The following is an 18,754-nucleotide window of genomic DNA, read 5'->3' on the forward strand; positions in this document are numbered from 1 at the left end:
GGTTGGGTGCCGTTCATTGTACGGGCGGCAGCCGCCGCGCCAAATGAAAACGGGGCCGCATAAAGCGGCCCCGTGCTTGCGCTGTCAGGATCAGGCGCGGGCGGCGCGGCGGCGATCGATGAAGGCGCCGACCTCGCCGACGATGCCGCGGCGGAAGGCCAGCACGCAGATCACGAAGATCAGGCCGATCACGATGGTGACCGATTCGCCCAGGCGCAGGAACCAGTCCACGCCGGTCAGGTTGGCCATCATCTGGCCGAAGTCGCCCACCTTGTTTTCCATCAGCACCACGATGAAGGCGCCGAGGATGGGACCGGTCAAGGTGCCCAGCCCGCCGATCAGCGTCATCAGGATGACCAGGCCGGACATCTGCCAGGTGGCATCGGACAAGGTGGCCGACACGAAGACCAGGGTCTTGGTGGCGCCCGCCAGGCCGGCCAGCGCGGCCGACAGCACGAAGGCCAGCAGCTTGAAGCGGTCGACGTCGTAGCCCAGCGAGATGGCCCGCGGTTCGTTTTCGCGCAGCGCCTGCAGCACCTGGCCGAAGGGCGAATTCACCGTGCGCCAGATGATGAAGTAGCCGATGACGAAGATGGCCATCACCACGTAGTACAGGTTCAGGTCCTTGGACAGGTCGATCAGCCCGAACAGGGTGCCGCGCGGCACGCTTTGCAGGCCGTCCTCGCCGCCGGTGAACTTCGCCTGGAGGAAGAAGAAGAACACCATCTGCGACAGCGCCAGGGTGATCATGGCGAAATAGATGCCGCTGCGGCGGATGGCGATGGCGCCCATCGCCAGGCCCAGCAGCCCCGCCACGGCCACGCCGAACAGCAGGCCGACCTCGGTGGGGAAGCCCCATACCTTGAGCGCGTGGCCGGTGGCGTAGGCCGCGCTGCCCAGGAAGGCGGCGTGGCCGAACGACAGCAGCCCGGTGAAACCCAGCAGCAGGTTGAATGCGCAGGCGAAGAGCGCGTAGCACATGATCTTCATGGCGAAGATCGGATAGACCCCGATAAAGGGAAGAATGGCCACCACGATGGCCAGTACCGCATAGCCCAGGAATTGACGATTCATTTTTCTTTTCCGAACAGCCCGGCCGGGCGGATCAACAGAACGATGGCCATGATGATGAACACGACCGTGCTGGAGGCCTCGGGCCAGAACACCTTGGTCAGTCCTTCGATCACGCCCAGGCCCAGACCGGTCACGATGGCGCCCATGATGGACCCCATGCCACCGATCACGACCACGGCGAACACGACGATGATGAGGTTGGAGCCCATCAGCGGGGAAATCTGCAGCACGGGCGCGGCCAGCACGCCGGCAAAGCCCGCCAGCGCCACGCCGAAGCCATAGGTCAGAGTGATCATGCGCGGCACGTTCACGCCGAAGGCCTCGACCAGGCGGGGGTTTTCGGTGCCGGCGCGCAACAGTGCGCCCAGGCGGGTGCGTTCGATGACGAACCAGGTTGCCAGACACACTACCAGGGAGGCTGCCACGACCCAGCCGCGGTAATTCGGCAGGATCATGAAGCCCAGGTTGGTGGCGCCGCGCAAGGCGTCAGGCGTGGGGTAGGGCTGACCCGAGACGCCGTAGAAGCTGCGGAACAGACCTTCGATGAGCAGCGTCAGGCCGAAGGTCAGCAGCAGCCCGTACAGGTGATCGAGCTTGTACAGGTGTCGCAGCAACAGCTTTTCTATGATGATGCCGAACAGCCCGACGACCAGCGGCGCCAGGATCAGCATGACCCAGTAGTTCAACCCCAGGTACGACAGCCCCATCCAGGCGATGAACGCGCCCAGCATGTAGAGCGCGCCGTGCGCGAAGTTGATGACGTTCAGCAGCCCGAAGATGACGGCCAGCCCGAGCGACAGCATGGCGTAGAAGGAGCCGTTGACCAGGCCTAGCAAAAGCTGGCCGAACAAGGCCTGTATGGGGATGCCGAAAATGTCAGTCATCTTATGAAAATCCTGCGCGTACGGAGGGAAGCGAGCTAATCAAAACGCGGCCCGACGGGTAGGATCGCCGGGTCGCGTCTGGGGCACATGGGCTGGATTACTTCTTGACCAGCTTGCAGGTGGACTCGGACAACTTGGTGTAGACCTCGTCGCCGGGCAGCGTCGCCACGACCTTGTAATAGTCCCACGGGGCCTTGGATTCGGCCGGCGTCTTGACCTGCATCAGGTACATGTCGTGGATCATGCGGCCGTCTTCGCGCACATAACCGCCTTGCGCGAAGAAGTCGTTGACCTTGTTCGACTTCATCCACTTCATGACGGCGTCGCCGTCGTCCGTGCCGGTGGCCTTGATGGCGTTCAGGTAGAAAGCCGTGGCCGAGTAGTCGCCCGCCTGCAGCATGGAGGGCTTGCGGCCGACCTTGGCTTCGAACTTCTTGGACCAGGCGCGCGAGGCGTCGGATTGATCCCAGTACCAGCCGTCGGTCAGGTACATGCCTTGCGTGGCTTGCAGGCCCAGCGCGTGCACGTCGTTGATGAAGACCAGCAGGCCGGCCATCTTCATGGTCTTGGTCACGCCGAATTCATTGGCGGCCTTGATCGAGTTGATGGTGTCGCCGCCCGCGTTGGCCAGGCCCAGGATCTGCGCCTTGGACGATTGCGCCTGCAGCAGGAAGGACGAGAAGTCCGACGCGCCCAGCGGCGCCCGCACCTGGCCCTTGACCTCGCCGCCCGCGGCCTTGACCACGGCCATGGTGTCGCGCTCCAGCGCGTGGCCGAAGGCATAGTCAGCGGTCAGGAAGAACCAGCTCTTGCCGCCGTCTTTCACCACGGCGGAGCCGGTGCCGCGCGCCAGCGCCACGGTGTCGTAGGCGTAGTGCACGGTATAGGGCGAGCATTGGGCGTTGGTCAGGTCCGACGCGCCCGCGCCGATTGCCATGAAGGGCTTCTTCTTCGCGGCGGCCACGCCGGCCATGGCCAGGCTGGTCGACGAGTTGGTGCCGGCGATGATGACGTCCACCTTCTGCTCGTCGAACCATTCGCGCACGCGCGCCGAAGCCACGTCGGCCTTGTTCTGGTGGTCTGCGGAGACGACTTCGATCTTCTTGCCGTTGATCGAACCGCCGGCGTCCTCGATCGCCATGCGCACGGCTTCCAGACCGGCCTTGCCGTCGATGTCCGAATACACGCCGGACATGTCAGTGATGAAGCCGATGCGGATGACATCGTCGGAGATACCTTGCGCGTGGGCGGTTGCCCCAGCAAATCCCAGGCCCGCCATGGCCAGTGCAGCAGTGATGGTGTGCAGCTTCATGGGATGACTCCTCTCTTCCCTACGGTGTAGTGTTGCCGGATTTCCGGCGGATGACACAGGTTCTAGACGCCCAGCAGTTCGTTGAGCGTGTCCTGTTTTTCTGAAAGTTCTGCGGCTTCGAAGTGCTCGACGATCTGGCCGTGCTCCATGACGTAGAAGCGGTCGGCCAGGGGCGCTGCGAAGCGGAAGTTCTGCTCCACCATGACGATGGTGTAGCCGCGCTGCTTCAGCGCCGTGATCATGCGAGCCAGCGCCTGCACGATGACAGGGGCGAGGCCTTCGGAGATTTCGTCGAGCAGCAGCAGGTTGGCGCCGGTGCGCAGGATGCGCGCCACGGCCAGCATTTGCTGTTCGCCGCCAGACAGGCGCGTGCCGGGAGAATTCCGGCGCTCCTGCAGATTGGGGAACATGTCGTAGATTTCTGCCAGCGACATGCCGCCGCCCAGCGAACCGACGACCGGAGGCAGCAGCAGGTTTTCTTCGCAGGACAGGCTGGCGAAGATGCCGCGTTCCTCGGGGCAATAGCCCACGCCCAGATGGGCGATCTTGTAGGTGGGCAGGTCGATGGCTTCGGTGCCATGGATGCGTACCGAGCCCTTGCGCGATCCCGTCAGGCCCAGGATGGCCCGCAGGGTGGTGGTGCGCCCGGCGCCGTTGCGTCCGAGCAGCGTGACCACTTCGCCTTGTCCAACGCGCATATCCACGCCGTGCAGGATATGCGATTCCCCGTACCAGGCCTGCAGGCCCGAAATTTCCAGTGCCGGGGTGCTCATGCGTGCGCTCCTTGAAGTTCGCCGTCGGTGGTGCCCATGTAAGCCTGCATCACGGCCGGATGGCGGGAGACTTCGGCGTACGATCCTTCGGCCAGCACGCTGCCGCGCGCCAGCACAGTAATGGTGTTGGCGATGGAGGACACGACATTCATGTTGTGTTCCACCATCAGGATGGTGCGTCCGGCGCTGACGCGCTTGATCAGTTGCGTGACGCGGTCCACGTCCTCGTGGCCCATGCCTTGTGTGGGTTCGTCCAGCAGCATCAGCTCGGGTTCCATCGCCAGCGTGGTGGCGATTTCAAGCGCGCGCTTGCGGCCATAGGGCAGGTTTACGGTGGTTTCGTTGGCGAAGGCGCCCAGATCCACCTGCTCCAGCAGGTCGCGCGCCGGCTGATTCAGCACGGCGAGCTGCCTGTCGCTTTTCCAGAAGTGGAACGACAGGCCGGTCCTGCGCTGCAGCCCGATGCGCACGTTCTCCAGCACGGTCAGGTGCGGAAACACCGCCGAGATCTGGAATGAACGGATCACGCCGCGGCGCGCGATCTGCGCGGGCCGCTCGCCGGTAATGTCGATACCGTTGAACTTGATGCTTCCCGACGTGGGAGAAAGAAACTTGGTAAGCAGGTTGAAGCAAGTGGTCTTGCCGGCGCCGTTCGGCCCGATCAAGGCATGAATCTCGCCCCGCTTGATACGCAAATCGACCCCATTGACCGCGACGAATCCGCGGAATTCCTTGGTGAGGCCTTTTGTCTCCAGGATCGTGTCGTCCATGTTCGCTGCACCGGCGTTGTATTTATTTCGGTCTCCACCTGCCGTCGTTGCGCCAGGTCCCCGCAGGGTCCGGAAAACTGTTCAGGAAATCGCAGTTTTCTTATGAGTTGCCGGCGAGTATGCGCACCTATTTATCAAAATTCCATGAGGGTTTGTCATAGGTTTTGCAGTGCGGAATGGGCAATTGTCGGCAGGCCGACAATGCTTGCGCCACAAGGGAATAAAGGCTTTCCATAATGGAAATGCAATGCAGCAAATATGCGTTGATCGTCATCAACGCCTGATGGATTTGAGAGGGAGGGAAAACCCGATTTGCGTGCACCGAATGCCGTGTCGGCGCGTAAGCTAACGCGCCGTCAGGCGGGCGTCTTCTGCTTGAATTCGCAGAGGTCGGAAATGCCGCATTGAGGGCATTTGGGTTTGCGCGCCACGCAGACGTAGCGGCCCAGCAGGATCAGCCAGTGGTGAGCGTCCTGCATGTATTCGCGCGGCACGAACTTTTCGAGTTTCTGTTCGACTTCCAGCACATTCTTGCCGGGCGCGATGCCGGTGCGGTTCGACACGCGGAAGATGTGCGTGTCCACCGCCATCGTGGGTTGTCCGAACGCCGTGTTGAGCACCACGTTGGCGGTCTTGCGCCCAACGCCGGGCAGGGCTTCGAGCGCTTCGCGAGTCTGCGGTACTTCGCCGCCGTGCTGCTCGATCAGGATCTTGCAGGTGGCGATGGTGTTCTTCGCCTTGGTGCGGTACAGGCCGATGGTCTTGATGTAGTCGGCCAAGCCTTCTTCGCCGAGCGCCAGCAGGGCTTGCGGCGTGCCGTAAGCGGGGAAGAATTTGCGCGTGGCGATGTTGACCGATTTGTCGGTCGCCTGCGCCGACAGCAGCACGGCAATCAGCAACTGGAACGGCGTGTCGTATTCGAGCTCGGTGGTCGGATGCGGGTTGGCGGCCTGCAAGCGGGCGAAGATCTCTCGGCGTTTGGCTGCGTTCATGATTGAGTGGGGTTGCGGCGGGCCCGGGCGCGGGCCAGCGCGGATTCAATGGCGGAACGCTTGCGGTCCTCATTGCGCGCCTCGTCGGCGGCGGGAGCGGAAGCGCTGGGCGCGGCAGCCGCTTCGGGCGCCATCAGGCGCGCGTTGTCGGCAGCCAGGCGTTCGGTGCGTGCCAGATGGCTGCGGTGGCGCTGGCGGCTGATGGCGGCATCCTGCGAATTCCAGGCGCGACCTGCCGGCACCATCTGGATGCAATCGACCGGACAGGGCGCCACGCACAGGTCGCAGCCGGTGCACCAGTCGGCCAGCACGGTATGCATATGCTTGTTGGCGCCCACGATGGCGTCCACGGGACAGGCCTGGATGCACAGCGTACAGCCGATGCAGTGCGCTTCGTCGATGCGCGCGACCAGCAGCGGGCCGGGTTCGCCGCGGGTGGCGTCCAGCGGCAGGATGGGGGTATCGAGCAGGACCGCCAGCGCGGCGATACCGTCGTCGCCGCCGGGCGGGCAGCGGTTGATCGGGGCGGAGCCGTCCGCGATGGCGTCGGCATAGGGCCGGCAGCCGTCGTATCCGCACTTGGTGCATTGCGTCTGGGGTAGCAAGGCATCGATGCGGTCGGCCAATGAGCGACAGGACATGGATGTGAAGATGAAATCGTGGGACGGGGGCGCGAAAGGCAGGAATCAGGGACCCCAAACGCGAATCGCGCGCAACCCATCAAACAGCGCTGAGATTTCCAGTCACCGCTGTTTGATGGGTTGCGCGCGTCGGAGGTCCGGGTTCTAGTCCGGCTTGACTCGCGCTACACCCATCCTACGCAGATTGCCGGATGAATTCGGCAATTTTAGGACAGATCATTTCGCGCCAGCGGCGGCCCGAGAAAATGCCGTAGTGGCCGCAATTGGGCGCCGTGTAGTGCGTCTTGCGCTCGGCCGGGATGTTCTTGCACAGCTTGATGGCGGCGCGCGTCTGGCCCTGGCCCGAGATGTCGTCCAGTTCGCCTTCGATGGTGAGCAGGGCGACCTTCTTGATGTCCGCCGGACGCACCAGCTTGCCGTCCACTTCCCAGGTGCCGTTGGGCAGCTGGAACTCCTGGAACACCATGCGGATCGTGTCCAGATAGAACTCGGCCGGCATGTCCAGCACGGCGTTGTATTCGTCATAGAAGCGGCGGTGCGCTTCGGCGTCGCTGTCGTCGCCGCGCAGCAGGTCCAGGTAGAAGTCGTAATGCGACTTCATGTGGCGGTCGGGGTTCATGGCCATGAACCCCGCGTGCTGCAGGAAACCCGGGTAGACCTTGCGGCCCGCGCCCGGATAGCGCGGCGGCACCGGATGGATGACCTGGTTCTCGAACCAGCTGTAGGGCTTGGTCGTGGCCAGGCGGTTGACCTGCGTGGGCGACTGGCGCGGGTCGATGGGACCACCCATCATCACCATGCTGCGCGGCTGACAGGGATCGTTGGCGGAGGCCATCAGCGAGACGGCGGCCAGCACCGGCACCGTCGGCTGGCACACGGAAATCACGTGCACGTCCGGACCCAGGTGGCGGATGAAATCCTGCACGTAGCGCACGTAGTCGTTCAGATGGAACGGACCGGCCGACAGCGGCACCATGCGGGCGTCGACCCAGTCGGTGACGTAGACGTCGTGGGCCGGCAGCAGGGCGCGCACGGTGTCGCGCAGCAGGGTGGCGTGGTGGCCGGACAGCGGCGCCACCAGCAGGACCTTGGGATCGTCGCGGCCCGTGTGGCGGACATCGCGCTGGAAGTGCAGCAGGCGGCAGAACGGCTTGTCGATGGCCACGCCTTCGATGACGCGGACGGACTTGCCGTTGATTTCGGTGGTGGGCAGGTTCCAGGCAGGCTTCTGGTATTCCTTGCCGATGCGGGTCATCAGCTCATACCCGGCTGCCATCTGGCGGGAGATCGGGGTATAGGCGAGAGGGCTGTAGGGACTGGAAAACAGCTGGGAACCGGCGTCCGTAAATGCAGCGAACGGAGTCAGGAAGGCGCGCTGCATTTCGTGCAATTGATACAGCATTTGAGAAAAGTCCTTCTGGGTCGTGCGTGTGTCCCGATTATTGCTCCGGGCACTAACGATATTTCTAAACAGCCTGAAGAAACGCCGACAAAAAAAGCAAATCTGTTGCTAAAAAGCGACCCAATACCCATTGAGCACCAGTTTAGGGCGCTTTTTACAACGTGCTGTCATACCAAAAGAAGGATTTATGCACTAAGTCGGACGGACCGAAGCTACCAGTAGTTTTCCACTGCCAGGTTGCCGGGGATGCCGCGGCGTCCAGGCTTGAAGCCGCGTTCGCCCAGCAGCTTGCGGGCGTCGGCCAGCATGTCGGGATTGCCGCAAAGCATGATCTTGGCCTGCTCGGGGTCCAGCGGCTGGCCTGCGAGCTGCTCCAGGCGGCCGTCGGCGATCAGCGTGGTCAGGCGTTCCTGCGGCATGCCGGGCAGGGCTTCGCGGGTGGCGATGGGCAGGTAGACGAGTTTCTGCGGATCCGCCGCGAAGAACTCGGCCAGCGCCGGCTGGTTGCGCCAGGATTCGATTTCGGTGCGGTAGGCGAGCTCCGCGGCGGTGCGCACTCCGTGCACCAGGATGATGCGGCGGTAGGCCCGCCAGACTGCCGGGTCGCGCAGGATCGAAAGGTAGGCAGACAGGCCCGTGCCCGAGGCCAGCAGCCAAAGATCGCCGCCCGGCGCGAAGCGCTCCAGGGTCAGAAATCCGTAGGGCGTCTTTTCCACATATAGCGAGTCGCCAGGCTGCAGCCGCGCCATGCGCGGACTGAACAGGCCTTCGGGCACCACGATGGAATAGAACTCCAGCCAGGGTTCGTGCGGCGCCGACACCATGGAATAGGCGCGCCACAGCGTGGGTTCGCCTTCCGAGGCGCCGGCTTCCGGCAGACCGACCCGGGCGAACTGGCCCGGCTGGAACGTATACGCGTCGTCGCGCGTCACGCGCACGGAGAACAGCTTGTCAGGCACCCAGGTGTGGACGTGGGTAACGGTCTGGCGCGTGTATTTGGAGTCGTCGGTCATCGGTACATCGCGCGAGGCCGGCCGCCAGGGCGGGGCCGGCGTTCGCGGATTATTTTTCCAGGTATTGCAGCTTGTCCTGCTTGCCATTCCATTCGTCGGCGTCGGGCAGGGGCTTCTTGGCACGGCTGATGCTGGCGAACTCGGGCGAGAGTTCGGCATTCAGGGCGATGAAATTCAACTGGTCCTGCGGCACGTCTTCTTCGGCGTAGATGGCATTGGCCGGGCATTCCGGGATGCAGACGGCGCAGTCGATGCATTCGTCAGGGTCGATCACGAGGAAGTTCGGACCCTCACGAAAACAGTCCACCGGGCACACGTCTACGCAGTCGGTGTACTTGCACTTAATACAGTTTTCGGTGACAACGTGGGTCATTCAGGAACTCCGGGAGCGGCGGCTTTTGTGTCTTGTTGGGCGGATTTTACCCAATGCCGCGCCGATGTGCCGGCAATACCCGTATTGACATAGTGGCCCTTCGCCCTGAACAGCGGGAGCTCTATGCTATGGTGTCGCGAAACGAAACGCGCCATCATGATAATCACTTCGCTGCTCGACACCGATCTGTATAAATTCAGCATGATGCAGGTGGTTCTGCATCATTTTCCCGCTGCCCAGGTCGAGTACCGTTACAAATGCCGCACGCCCGGGGTCGACCTGCGTCCCTACCTGGACGAAATCCGCGAGGAAGTGCATCAGCTATGCCAGTTGCGCTTCACCGAGGACGAACTTAAATATCTGGGCGGCTTGCGCTTTATCAAAAGCGACTTCGTCGATTTCCTCGAACTGTTCCATCTGCCGGAGCGCTGCATTCACATCGGCGTGGGCGATGGGCCGGGCGAAATCAGCATCGAGGTCAAAGGCCCCTGGCTGCATACGATCCTGTTCGAGATCCCGGTGCTGGCCATCGTCAACGAGGTCTATTTCCGCAACACCCGCAAGAATCCCGACTGGGAAGAGGGCCGCAAGCGCCTGCAGTCCAAGATGCACCTGGTGCTGGACGATCCGGCGCTGGCCGATTTCCGCGTGGCTGAGTACGGCACGCGGCGCCGCTTTTCCAAGATCTGGCACGAAGAAATCGTGTCCACCATGAAGTCGCAGATGGGCGTGCATTTCGCCGGCACCAGCAACGTGCTGCTGGCCAAGCAACACGAAGTGCTGCCCCTGGGCACGATGGGCCACGAATACCTGCAAGCCTGCCAGGCGCTGGGTCCGCGGCTGCGCGATTCGCAGGTGTACGCGCTGGAGGTTTGGGCCAAGGAATACCGTGGCGACCTGGGCATTGCGCTGTCGGACGTCTACGGCATGGATGCCTTCCTGCGTGATTTCGACATGTATTTCTGCAAGCTGTTCGACGGCGCGCGGCATGATTCGGGCGATCCCTTCGTCTGGGGCGAGCGCCTGCTCGAGCACTACCGCAAGAACCGCGTGGATCCGCGCGCCAAGACGCTGGTGTTCTCGGATTCGCTGACTTTCCCGCGCGCCATCGAGCTGGCCCGCCAGTTTTCCGGTCGCTGCAAGGTGTCCTTCGGCATCGGCACCAACCTGACCAACGACCTGGGCCACGAGCCCCTGCAGATCGTCATGAAGATGGTCCGCTGCAATGGCCAGCCGGTGGCCAAGGTGTCCGACGCGCCGGAAAAGACCATGTGCGACGATCCGGCCTACCTGGCCTATCTGCGCCAGGTATTCCAGCTGCCCCCCGCCTGACGGCGGCTCGGGGTAAATTGCGGGTTCTTCAGTATCGTTCCACCCAACCCACTCGAATCTAGGGGACTATTCATGAGCAGCATCAAGCGCTTCCACGTGGCCAAGCGCCTGTCCGACATGGCCGTGTACAACGGCGTCGCGTACCTGGCCGGCCAGGTGCCGGACGATTCCACGCTGGACATCACCGGCCAGACCGAACAGGTGCTCGCCACGATCGACCGCCTGCTGGCCGAAGCCGGCACCGACAAGACCAAGATCCTGATGGCCCAGATCTACGTGGCCAACATGAAGGAATTCGATGGCATGAACAAGGCCTGGGACGCCTGGGTCGCCGACGGCAATTCGCCTCCGCGCGCCACCGTCGAAGCCCGCCTGGCCAATCCGGACTACAAGGTCGAAATCGTCGTGACGGCTGCCGTCTAAGACGCCTGCCGCGTCGGGCGCCCCGGGCGCCTGATGCGTGCACGGGGCGGGCTGGCGCGTGCGCCACCCGTCTCATCATCCCGCGTTGTGCCGGCTACTGCCCGAGCAACAGCGTCGCGGCCAGCAGGCCGCCCAATTCCTCGCATTTCGCAATATCCGCGCCGGCCACGATCTTGGGCGCCAGGATCTGCTGCGCCGTCTGCGCACCCATGTTGACGATGAGCGCCGGCGCCAGCGCGTTGAGCCGCCAGCCCGTGCAGATGCGCTCGACCTGCCGCGCCGCGCCCGCGCCGTCGCTGCCCGCGCTGATGGCGCTGGCGTAGGGCAAGCCTTGTATCCGGTCCAGCACCGCGTAATAGTTGCGGTCGAAGAATTCCTTCATCTCGCCGCTCAGCGAGGCCAGGTTCTCGGGGGCGCAGAACAGGTAGGCCTGGCTGGCGAGCATTTCTTCGGCCTGCGTGTCGGCGGCGCGCCGCAAGACCACGTCCAGGTCTGCCGTCTGTTCCAGTTGCGCGGCGGCCGCGCGCGCCCCGCGCGCAGCGGCTTCGGCCATCTGCCGCGCGGCGCCGGTGCGCGAATGCCACACGATCAGCAGCTGTTTCATGCGTAGCGTTCCAGCGGATCCTGCCGGTAGTAGGCCCGCAGCAGCCCATACCATTGCGGCAGCGCTTCGTGCATGGGGTAGGGATCCACGAAGAAGTGTTCCGAGCTGACCGCGAAGAACTCGGCTTCGTCGGTGGCGGCATACGGGTCCATCGGCAGTTGGCCGTACCAGGCGTCGGCGGCCTCGCTTTCCGGATCCACATCATGCGGGATGGCGGCCTCGACCGCGTCCACGGCAGCGATGAAGCGGTCCAGGCTGTCGTCCAGGATGCGGCGCCAGGCCTGTGGCTTGAGTTCGGGGTGCGCGGCCAGAGAGGGCATGCCGTCGGCATAGCCCGAACGCAGGTCCAGTTTGTGGGCGAACTCGTGGATGACCACGTTGAAGCCGCCGTCGGAGAACTGCGTGTCTTCCCAGGACAGCACCAGCGGCCCGCCTTCCCAGGCTTCGCCGGCGGCGTCCTCCAGGTATTCGTGCACCACGCCGTCATCGTCCTGGCGCGAGCGCGGGATGCGGAAGCTGGCGGGGTACACGATGATCTCGTCCCAGCCTTCATACAGTTCGGGCGCCAGGTTGAGGATGGGCAGGCTGGCCTGGGCCGCGATGCTCAGGCGCATGAAGTCCGAGACCTCCAGTCCTTGCGCGCCGTTGATGTGCTTGCTGGCCAGCAGCCAGGCCGAACGCGCCTGCAACTGGGCCGCTTCATCGGCTTTCAATGCCGCCAGGAACGGGTGGGCGTCCAGCACCTGTTGCCACAGTTCCGGGGAGATGCGGGCCTGCATTTCGGCCACCGCGGAGGGGCGGGCGCCCCGGCCCTTGAGCCAGCGCAACATAAGCTTCGGTTCCTTCCATATGCCGGGGCTAGCGGCTGCTTTTGGTGTCTACAAACCCTAGTGTAGAGTGTCGGGATATCAAACTACATCCGCCCGCCGTCCGTCATGTCCGCCCCGCCTGTTCCCGACGCGCCTACGCCTTTCGACGCTACCTGGCGCCAGGAGGTAGGCGCCGGCCTGGATGCCGACGGCGTGGCGCTGATCGACCAGGCCGTGGCCTGGGCCGAGCCGCGTTTCGAAGGGCAGCAGGCGCTGACCGGCGAACCCCTGGCCGGACACGGCGCGGGCGTGGTCCGCATCCTGGCGGCCTTGCATACCGATGCCGCCACCCGCGCCGCGGCGTTGCTGGCTGCCTTGCCGACCGACCTGATGGCGCCCGCGCCGTCCCTGCGCAGCGATCCGGTCGCGGCCGCCTTCGGTCCCGAGATCGCGCGGCTGGTGCAGGGCACGCGCGCGCTGCTGCGCCTGGGCGTGGTGGCGCGGCAGGCGAGCGACGCCGCCGCCGAAAGCGGCTCGCAAAAGGAAATGCAGCGCAAGATGCTGCTGGCCATGGCGGCCGACCTGCGCATCGTGCTGATGCGGCTGGCCTCGCGCCTGCGCACCTTGCGCTGGCACGCGGAAAGCAAGGCGCCGTGCTCCACCGATTTCGCCCGCGAAACCCTGGACCTGTATGCGCCGCTGGCGAACCGCCTGGGGATCTGGCAGATCAAGTGGGAAATGGAAGATCTGGCGTTCCGCTTCCTGGAGCCCGACAAGTACAAACAGATCGCCCGCCTGCTGGAAGAAAAGCGGGTGGAGCGCGAAGCCTTCATCGCCGGCGCCATCGAGCGCCTGCAGACGGGGTTGGCCAAGGCGGGCGTCGAGGCCGAGGTCAGCGGCCGGCCCAAGCACATCTACAGCATCTGGAACAAGATGCGCGTGAAGCGGCTGGATTTCTCGCAGATGTACGACCTGCGCGCGCTGCGCATCATCGTTGACGACGTGCGCGCCTGCTATACGGCGCTGGGCATGGTGCACGAAATGTGGACGCCGATCTCGGAAGAATTCGACGACTATATTTCGCGGCCCAAGCCCAACGGCTACCGCTCGCTGCACACGGTGGTGGCCGACGACGACGGCCGTCCCTTCGAAGTGCAGATCCGCACGCGCGAAATGCATCAGTTCGCCGAATACGGCATGGCCGCGCATTGGCGCTACAAGGAAGCGGGCGCCAAGGGCGGCCAGGTGGCGGCCTCCAGCGAATACGACCGGCAACTGGCGTGGATGCGGCAACTACTGGCCTGGAACAGCGATGTCGAGGGCGGCGGCGAACCCGCCCAGCCCGCGCCCGCCAAGCCGGCATCGGGCAGGCAGCGCGGCCCGGCGGCGGCGCCGGCCCATACCGATGAGCGCATCTACGTGCTGACGCCGCAGGCGCGCGTGATCGAACTGCCCGCCGGCGCCACGCCGGTCGATTTCGCCTATCACCTGCACACCGACCTTGGCCACCGTTGCCGCGGCGCCCGCGTCGACGGGCAGATGGTGCCGCTGCAGACCCATCTGTCCACCGGCCAGACCGTGGAGATCATCTCCGCCAAGTCCGGCGGGCCGTCGCGCGACTGGCTCAACCCGCAGCTGGGCTTTCTGGCCAGTCCGCGGGCCCGCGCCAAGGTGCGCATGTGGTTCAACGCGATCGAATTGCAGCAGCGCATCACGCAGGGCCAGGCGCTGGTCGAAAAGGAATTGCAGCGGCTGGGCAAGACTGCCGTCAATCTGGAACAGCTGGCGCAGAACCTGGGATTCGCCCGCGCCGACGACCTGTACGTGGCGGCGGCCAAGGAAGAGTTCAGCCTGCGGCAGATCGACACCCTGTTCCAGCAGCCCGGGCCGGTCGTCGAGCCGCAGCCGGCCGCCTTGCGCCACGCCAGCGCCGGCAGCGCCGAGAAAAGCGGCAAGAGCGGCGTGCTGGTGGTGGGGGTGGGGTCGCTCTTGACGCAGCTGGCGCGCTGCTGCCGTCCGGCGCCGCCCGATCCGATCGCCGGCTTTGTCACGCGCGGACGCGGGGTGTCGATCCACCGCAGCGATTGCCACAGCTATCTGGCGCTGGCCGCGCGAGAGCCGGAGCGCGTCATCGAGGTGGCCTGGGGCGAAACCGCCGACACGTTCTACCCGGTGGACATCAGTGTGCGCGCGCACGACCGTTCCGGCCTGTTGCGGGACCTGTCCGAAGTCTTTGCGCGGCTGCGCCTGAACGTGGTGGGCGTGAACACACAGAGCAAGCAGTCGCTGGCCCATATGGTGTTCACGGTGGAAGTGCGCGGCGGGGAATCGCTGTCGCGCGCGCTGGACGCCCTGGCCGAAGTGCCGGGCGTGTCGTCGGCGACACGCCGCTAGGCGGGAAACCCGGGCCGGGCGGCCCGGGCGGGAGCAGGACTCAGTTGTCCAGCTCTTCGTGCGCGCGGTCGCGCATGTAGAACGCGGCGATCAGCCCCAGCGCCACGCCGAACATCACGTAATAGGCGGGCGCCATCGGCGAGCCGGTGGTCTTGATCAGCCAGGTCACGATGAACTGCGCGAAACCGCCGAAGATCATCACGGCCACGTTGTAGGCCAGGGACAGGCCCACCGAGCGCACGCGCGCGGGGAACAGTTCCGCCATCACCGTGCTGAACACGCCGAAGAATGCCGACACGAACAGGCAGACCACGACCTGCACGGTCAGCAGGCGGCCGATGGACGGCGCGTCCGACAGCCAGTAGTACAGCGGATACAGCACGATCAGGTAGCCGATGAGCGAGCCGATCACCAGGGGGCGTCGGCCGATGCGGTCGGACCAGGCGCCCATGAAGGGCGTCAGCAGCACCATCAGCGCCGCGCCCGCCATCTGCACCAGGAAGGTCTGGTTCAGCGGCAGCTTCAGGATCTGCGTGGAGTAGGTCACCAGATACGTGAAGGTGATGTAGATGGACACGGTCGCGGTGACGACCAGGCCCACGCCGATCAGCGCTTCGCGGGTATGCGTCTTCAGCATCTGGCCCAGGCTCAGGCGCTGCACGTCGCCGCGGGCGGCGGCTTGGCGCTCTTCTTCCTTGATCTGCTTGAACGCGTCGGTTTCATCGACGTTACGGCGGATATAGATGGCGATGGGGACAATGACCAGGCCGAACGCGAACGGCAGGCGCCATGCCCAGTCGGCGATCTGTTGCGGGGTGAAGAACTCGGTGATGAGCGTGCCGCAGGCCGCGCCGATCAGCAGCGCCAGCATCTGGCCGGCCATCTGCCAGGAACCGTAGAAGCCGCGCTTGCCGTTGGGCGCCATCTCGATCAGCAGCGCCGTCGAGGTGCCGAATTCGCCGCCGGCGGAGAAGCCCTGCAAGAGGCGGGCGATCAGGATGAAGATCGGGGCCAGGATGCCGGCCGCGTGGTAGGTGGGGGCCACGGTGATCAGCGCGATCGACACGGCCATCAGCGAGGTCACCATGACCATGGCGGCCTTGCGGCCTTTCTTGTCGCCGTACAGGCCAAGGATGATGCCGCCCACGGGGCGCATGAAGAAGCCGACGCCGAAAATGGCGGTGGTCATCAGGATGGCGTTCAGCTCGCTGCCGGGAACGCTGGGGTCGGTGGGGAAGAACAGCTTCGAGATGATCGGCGTCATGAACGCGAACACCAGGAAGTCATACCATTCGAGGGCATTGCCTATTACTGCCGCCACGATGTTGCGTGTGGGAACTGCTTTGTGCTGCACGGTTTCTCCTTGGGGTTTGCCTAACCGGGCGACATTCTAGGCGCTTCGCGCGCCGGACCACGCCGAGACGCGGAGGCGCGCTGGCCTTACACTCCTGTTTTTCCTCAAGAGAGTAGTGACATGAACGCGCGCACCTGGCTGGAAACGCTGGTTGGCTTTGACACCACCAGCCGCAATTCCAATCTTGCCCTGATCGAAACCGTCCGGGATTGGCTCAAGGGCCAGGGCGTCGACGCATGGCTGGCGCACAATCCGGAGCGCACCAAGGCCAACCTGTTCGCGACCTTGCCCGCCCAGGACGGCGGCATGCAGGGCGGCATCGTGCTGTCCGGCCACACCGACGTGGTGCCGGTCGACGGCCAGGAATGGAGCACGGATCCGTTCAAGCTCGTCGAAAAGGACGGCCTGCTCTATGGCCGCGGCAGCTGCGACATGAAGGGTTTCATCGCCAGCTCGCTGGCAATGGTGCCGGAATTCCTGGCCATGCCGCGCAAGAAGCCGATGCACCTGGCGTTCTCGTATGACGAGGAAGTCGGCTGCGCCGGCGCGCCCTACATGCTGGCCGACCTGCACGAACGCGGCATCCGCCCCGAAGGCTGCGTGGTGGGCGAGCCCACCGGCATGCAGGTGGTGGTGGCGCACAAGGGCATCAACCTGTTCCGCTGCAAGGTGCACGGCAAGGCGGCGCACTCGTCGCTGACCCCGCGCGGCTGCAACGCCATCGAATATGCCGCCCGCCTGATCTGCCGCATCCGCGACCTGGCCGACAGCTTCAAGGCCAACGGCCCCTACGACCAGTTCTACGACGTGCCGTTCTCCACGATGACCACCAACCAGATCCGGGGCGGCATCGCGGTCAATACCATCCCCGAACTGTGTGAATTTACCTACGAATTCCGTAACCTGCCCGGCATGCAGCCCGACGAGATCCAGGCAGAAGTTGAAAAATACGTGCGCGAAGAGCTCCTGCCGCGCATGAAGGCCGAATTCGACGGCGCCAGCATCGAAATCGAGACGGGCGCGGCCGCGCCCGCCCTGGAAGCGTCCGAGGAAGCCGCCATCACCCAGCTGGTGCGCGCCCTGACCGAAGACCGCGCCACCCGCAAGGTTGCCTACGGCACCGAGGCTGGCCTGTTCCAGGGCATCGGCATCCCCACCGTGGTCTGCGGCCCCGGCCATATCGAACAGGCCCACAAGCCCAACGAGTACGTCGCGCTGGACCAGTTGGCCGCCTGCGACACCTTCCTGCGCCGCCTGGGGCAGTCGCTCTGAGGGCAGGCTGACGGTTCCCGGGGCGGCTGGGGCGTTGCCCCCGGCCGCTGCCGGCGTCAGGTAAAATGACGGGTTGCAAACCGGATTTGCGGCCGGCAGTGGCCTGCCGCGATACCCGGGGGAGATGCTTGGTGAAACCTTACGACTTTCCGGATGCCCAGGGCCATTTTGGCCCTTATGGCGGTGTTTTCGTGGCGGAAACGCTGATGCACGCGCTCGACGAGCTGCGCGCGGCCTATGACCATTACCGTGTCGACCCCGCCTTCCAGGAAGAGTTCAACTACGAACTCAAGCATTTCGTCGGCCGGCCCAGCCCGGTCTACCACGCACGCCGCTGGTCTGAAATGGTGGGCGGCGCCCAGATCTGGTTCAAGCGTGAAGACCTGAACCACACCGGCGCCCACAAGGTCAACAACTGCATCGGCCAGGCCTTGCTGGCCAAGCGCATGGGCAAGCCGCGCGTCATCGCCGAAACCGGCGCCGGCCAGCACGGCGTGGCCACCGCCACGGTGGCGGCCCGCTACGGCATGGAATGCGTGGTCTACATGGGTAGCGAAGACGTCCGCCGCCAGGCCTCGAACGTCTACCGCATGAAGCTGCTGGGCGCGACGGTGGTGCCGGTCACGTCCGGTTCGCGCACCCTGAAGGACGCGCTGAACGAAGCCATGCGCGACTGGGTCACCAACATCGAAAACACCTTCTACATCATCGGCACGGTGGCGGGTCCCGACCCCTATCCCCGCATGGTGCGCGATTTCCAGACCGTCATCGGCAACGAATGCCTGACGCAGATGCCCGAGGCCACCGGCCGCCAGCCCGACTACGTCGTGGCGGCGGTGGGCGGCGGCTCCAACGCCATGGGCATCTTCCATCCCTACATTCCGTACGAAAACGTGCGCCTGATCGGCGTCGAGGCGGCGGGCGAGGGCATGGACAGCGGCCGCCACGCCGCTTCCCTGGCCGCGGGCCAGGTGGGCGTGCTGCACGGCAACCGCACCTATGTCATGCAGGACGCCGACGGCCAGGTTCAGGAAACGCATTCGGTCTCCGCCGGCCTGGACTATCCCGGCGTGGGCCCGGAACATGCCTGGCTGAAGGACTCCGGCCGCGCCGAGTACGTCGGCATCACCGACGCGGAAGCCCTCAAGGCCTTCCACGATTGCTGCCGCATCGAAGGCATCATGCCCGCGCTGGAGTCCTCGCACGCCATCGCGCAAGCCGTGAAGATGGCCGCCACGCTGCCGCGCGACGCCGTCATCCTGGTCAACTTGTCGGGCCGTGGCGACAAGGACATGCATACCGTGGCCGAACAGGCCGGCATCGAGCTCTGAG

18 protein-coding genes are annotated in these 18,754 nt (G+C 64.8%); 5 read left to right on the forward strand and 13 right to left on the reverse strand.

Translation table 11 applies throughout. From position 1 onward, the window contains the following. Positions 1 to 90 precede the first annotated feature (90 nt). The 10 genes from HV793_RS22020 to fdxA form a co-directional block, all read right to left on the reverse strand. A complete protein-coding gene (locus HV793_RS22020) occupies positions 91 to 1,074 on the reverse strand; it encodes a branched-chain amino acid ABC transporter permease (protein WP_054450559.1) in 984 nt (327 codons plus the stop codon). Continuing rightward, positions 1,071 to 1,958: a branched-chain amino acid ABC transporter permease gene (locus tag HV793_RS22025; RefSeq protein ID WP_054450560.1), complete on the reverse strand. Its 888-nt coding sequence runs from the start codon at positions 1,956 to 1,958 to the stop codon at positions 1,071 to 1,073. The genes HV793_RS22020 and HV793_RS22025 overlap by 4 nt, the downstream gene beginning before the upstream one ends. A 97-nt stretch (positions 1,959 to 2,055) precedes the next feature. Beyond that, a complete protein-coding gene (locus HV793_RS22030; RefSeq protein WP_054450561.1) occupies positions 2,056 to 3,270 on the reverse strand; it encodes an ABC transporter substrate-binding protein in 1,215 nt (404 codons plus the stop codon). A 62-nt stretch (positions 3,271 to 3,332) separates the two neighbouring features. Next, a complete protein-coding gene (locus HV793_RS22035) occupies positions 3,333 to 4,043 on the reverse strand; it encodes an ABC transporter ATP-binding protein (RefSeq protein ID WP_013392192.1) in 711 nt (236 codons plus the stop codon). Further along, positions 4,040 to 4,813 (reverse strand): ABC transporter ATP-binding protein, encoded by a 774-nt coding sequence (locus HV793_RS22040; protein WP_054450562.1) that lies wholly within the window; start codon positions 4,811 to 4,813, stop codon positions 4,040 to 4,042. Before HV793_RS22040 ends, HV793_RS22035 begins: the two co-directional genes overlap by 4 nt. Positions 4,814 to 5,169: 356 nt before the next feature. Next, positions 5,170 to 5,805 carry an endonuclease III gene (nth, locus tag HV793_RS22045; RefSeq protein WP_054450563.1) on the reverse strand — a complete coding sequence of 212 codons (636 nt, stop codon included), beginning with the start codon at positions 5,803 to 5,805 and terminating at the stop codon, positions 5,170 to 5,172. Beyond that, positions 5,802 to 6,446 (reverse strand): electron transport complex subunit RsxB, encoded by a 645-nt coding sequence (rsxB, locus tag HV793_RS22050; protein WP_119450984.1) that lies wholly within the window; start codon positions 6,444 to 6,446, stop codon positions 5,802 to 5,804. Before rsxB ends, nth begins: the two co-directional genes overlap by 4 nt. A 175-nt stretch (positions 6,447 to 6,621) precedes the next feature. Then, positions 6,622 to 7,848, reverse strand: a complete 1,227-nt coding sequence (locus HV793_RS22055) for a polyhydroxyalkanoate depolymerase (RefSeq protein WP_119450983.1) — start codon at positions 7,846 to 7,848, stop codon at positions 6,622 to 6,624. Positions 7,849 to 8,060: 212 nt separating this feature from the next. Continuing rightward, entirely contained in the window at positions 8,061 to 8,861 is an 801-nt protein-coding gene (locus HV793_RS22060; RefSeq protein WP_054450568.1) for a ferredoxin--NADP reductase, read from the reverse strand. A 49-nt stretch (positions 8,862 to 8,910) separates the two neighbouring features. After that, on the reverse strand, positions 8,911 to 9,234 hold the full coding sequence (gene fdxA / locus HV793_RS22065) for a ferredoxin FdxA (protein ID WP_006389264.1): 324 nt from the start codon (positions 9,232 to 9,234) through the stop codon (positions 8,911 to 8,913). Positions 9,235 to 9,390: 156 nt separating this feature from the next. Here fdxA and pncB point away from each other — a divergent pair, with 156 nt between their 5' ends. Together pncB and HV793_RS22075 are read left to right on the forward strand one after the other, a co-directional pair. Then, a complete protein-coding gene (gene pncB, locus HV793_RS22070) occupies positions 9,391 to 10,566 on the forward strand; it encodes a nicotinate phosphoribosyltransferase (RefSeq protein WP_054450570.1) in 1,176 nt (391 codons plus the stop codon). A gap of 72 nt (positions 10,567 to 10,638) precedes the next feature. Beyond that, the gene (locus HV793_RS22075) at positions 10,639 to 10,989 is read left to right on the forward strand and encodes a RidA family protein (RefSeq protein WP_042796825.1); all 351 of its coding nucleotides are present in this window, start codon (positions 10,639 to 10,641) and stop codon (positions 10,987 to 10,989) included. A gap of 94 nt (positions 10,990 to 11,083) precedes the next feature. Here HV793_RS22075 and HV793_RS22080 read toward each other — a convergent pair whose 3' ends face one another. Together HV793_RS22080 and HV793_RS22085 are read right to left on the reverse strand one after the other, a co-directional pair. Beyond that, complete coding sequence (locus HV793_RS22080) at positions 11,084 to 11,593, reverse strand: NAD(P)H-dependent oxidoreductase (RefSeq protein WP_175213943.1); 510 nt, start codon at positions 11,591 to 11,593, stop codon at positions 11,084 to 11,086. Beyond that, positions 11,590 to 12,423 (reverse strand): M90 family metallopeptidase, encoded by an 834-nt coding sequence (locus HV793_RS22085; protein WP_119450980.1) that lies wholly within the window; start codon positions 12,421 to 12,423, stop codon positions 11,590 to 11,592. Before HV793_RS22085 ends, HV793_RS22080 begins: the two co-directional genes overlap by 4 nt. A 105-nt stretch (positions 12,424 to 12,528) precedes the next feature. Here HV793_RS22085 and HV793_RS22090 point away from each other — a divergent pair, with 105 nt between their 5' ends. Beyond that, the gene (locus HV793_RS22090) at positions 12,529 to 14,796 is read left to right on the forward strand and encodes a RelA/SpoT family protein (RefSeq protein ID WP_175213944.1); all 2,268 of its coding nucleotides are present in this window, start codon (positions 12,529 to 12,531) and stop codon (positions 14,794 to 14,796) included. Positions 14,797 to 14,836: 40 nt separating this feature from the next. On the opposite strand, the gene HV793_RS22095 is transcribed toward HV793_RS22090, so the two are convergent. Beyond that, positions 14,837 to 16,150: an MFS transporter gene (locus HV793_RS22095; RefSeq protein ID WP_175213945.1), complete on the reverse strand. Its 1,314-nt coding sequence runs from the start codon at positions 16,148 to 16,150 to the stop codon at positions 14,837 to 14,839. Between the two features lie 120 nt (positions 16,151 to 16,270). Between HV793_RS22095 and argE the strand changes: the two genes are divergently transcribed. Beyond that, positions 16,271 to 17,422 (forward strand): acetylornithine deacetylase, encoded by a 1,152-nt coding sequence (argE, locus tag HV793_RS22100; RefSeq protein ID WP_054450578.1) that lies wholly within the window; start codon positions 16,271 to 16,273, stop codon positions 17,420 to 17,422. Positions 17,423 to 17,553: 131 nt separating this feature from the next. Continuing rightward, the gene (gene trpB / locus HV793_RS22105) at positions 17,554 to 18,753 is read left to right on the forward strand and encodes a tryptophan synthase subunit beta (protein WP_054451311.1); all 1,200 of its coding nucleotides are present in this window, start codon (positions 17,554 to 17,556) and stop codon (positions 18,751 to 18,753) included. The last annotated feature ends 1 nt before the right edge of the window (position 18,754 follow it).

Origin of the sequence: Achromobacter aegrifaciens (genome assembly GCF_902859965.1) — a bacterium.
In the GTDB taxonomy this organism is placed as follows: Bacteria; Pseudomonadota; Gammaproteobacteria; order Burkholderiales; family Burkholderiaceae_B; genus Achromobacter; species Achromobacter aegrifaciens.

What these genes read in the sequence shown, in the direction of transcription:
- HV793_RS22020 (WP_054450559.1), bottom strand. Translation starts at nt 1,074, where the DNA reads ATGAATCGTCAATTCCTGGGCTATGCGGTACTGGCCATCGTGGTGGCC.
- HV793_RS22025 (WP_054450560.1), bottom strand. Translation starts at nt 1,958, where the DNA reads ATGACTGACATTTTCGGCATCCCCATACAGGCCTTGTTCGGCCAGCTT.
- HV793_RS22030 (WP_054450561.1), bottom strand. Translation starts at nt 3,270, where the DNA reads ATGAAGCTGCACACCATCACTGCTGCACTGGCCATGGCGGGCCTGGGA.
- HV793_RS22035 (WP_013392192.1), bottom strand. Translation starts at nt 4,043, where the DNA reads ATGAGCACCCCGGCACTGGAAATTTCGGGCCTGCAGGCCTGGTACGGG.
- HV793_RS22040 (WP_054450562.1), bottom strand. Translation starts at nt 4,813, where the DNA reads ATGGACGACACGATCCTGGAGACAAAAGGCCTCACCAAGGAATTCCGC.
- nth (WP_054450563.1), bottom strand. Translation starts at nt 5,805, where the DNA reads ATGAACGCAGCCAAACGCCGAGAGATCTTCGCCCGCTTGCAGGCCGCC.
- rsxB (WP_119450984.1), bottom strand. Translation starts at nt 6,446, where the DNA reads ATGTCCTGTCGCTCATTGGCCGACCGCATCGATGCCTTGCTACCCCAG.
- HV793_RS22055 (WP_119450983.1), bottom strand. Translation starts at nt 7,848, where the DNA reads ATGCTGTATCAATTGCACGAAATGCAGCGCGCCTTCCTGACTCCGTTC.
- HV793_RS22060 (WP_054450568.1), bottom strand. Translation starts at nt 8,861, where the DNA reads ATGACCGACGACTCCAAATACACGCGCCAGACCGTTACCCACGTCCAC.
- fdxA (WP_006389264.1), bottom strand. Translation starts at nt 9,234, where the DNA reads ATGACCCACGTTGTCACCGAAAACTGTATTAAGTGCAAGTACACCGAC.
- pncB (WP_054450570.1), top strand. Translation starts at nt 9,391, where the DNA reads ATGATAATCACTTCGCTGCTCGACACCGATCTGTATAAATTCAGCATG.
- HV793_RS22075 (WP_042796825.1), top strand. Translation starts at nt 10,639, where the DNA reads ATGAGCAGCATCAAGCGCTTCCACGTGGCCAAGCGCCTGTCCGACATG.
- HV793_RS22080 (WP_175213943.1), bottom strand. Translation starts at nt 11,593, where the DNA reads ATGAAACAGCTGCTGATCGTGTGGCATTCGCGCACCGGCGCCGCGCGG.
- HV793_RS22085 (WP_119450980.1), bottom strand. Translation starts at nt 12,423, where the DNA reads ATGTTGCGCTGGCTCAAGGGCCGGGGCGCCCGCCCCTCCGCGGTGGCC.
- HV793_RS22090 (WP_175213944.1), top strand. Translation starts at nt 12,529, where the DNA reads ATGTCCGCCCCGCCTGTTCCCGACGCGCCTACGCCTTTCGACGCTACC.
- argE (WP_054450578.1), top strand. Translation starts at nt 16,271, where the DNA reads ATGAACGCGCGCACCTGGCTGGAAACGCTGGTTGGCTTTGACACCACC.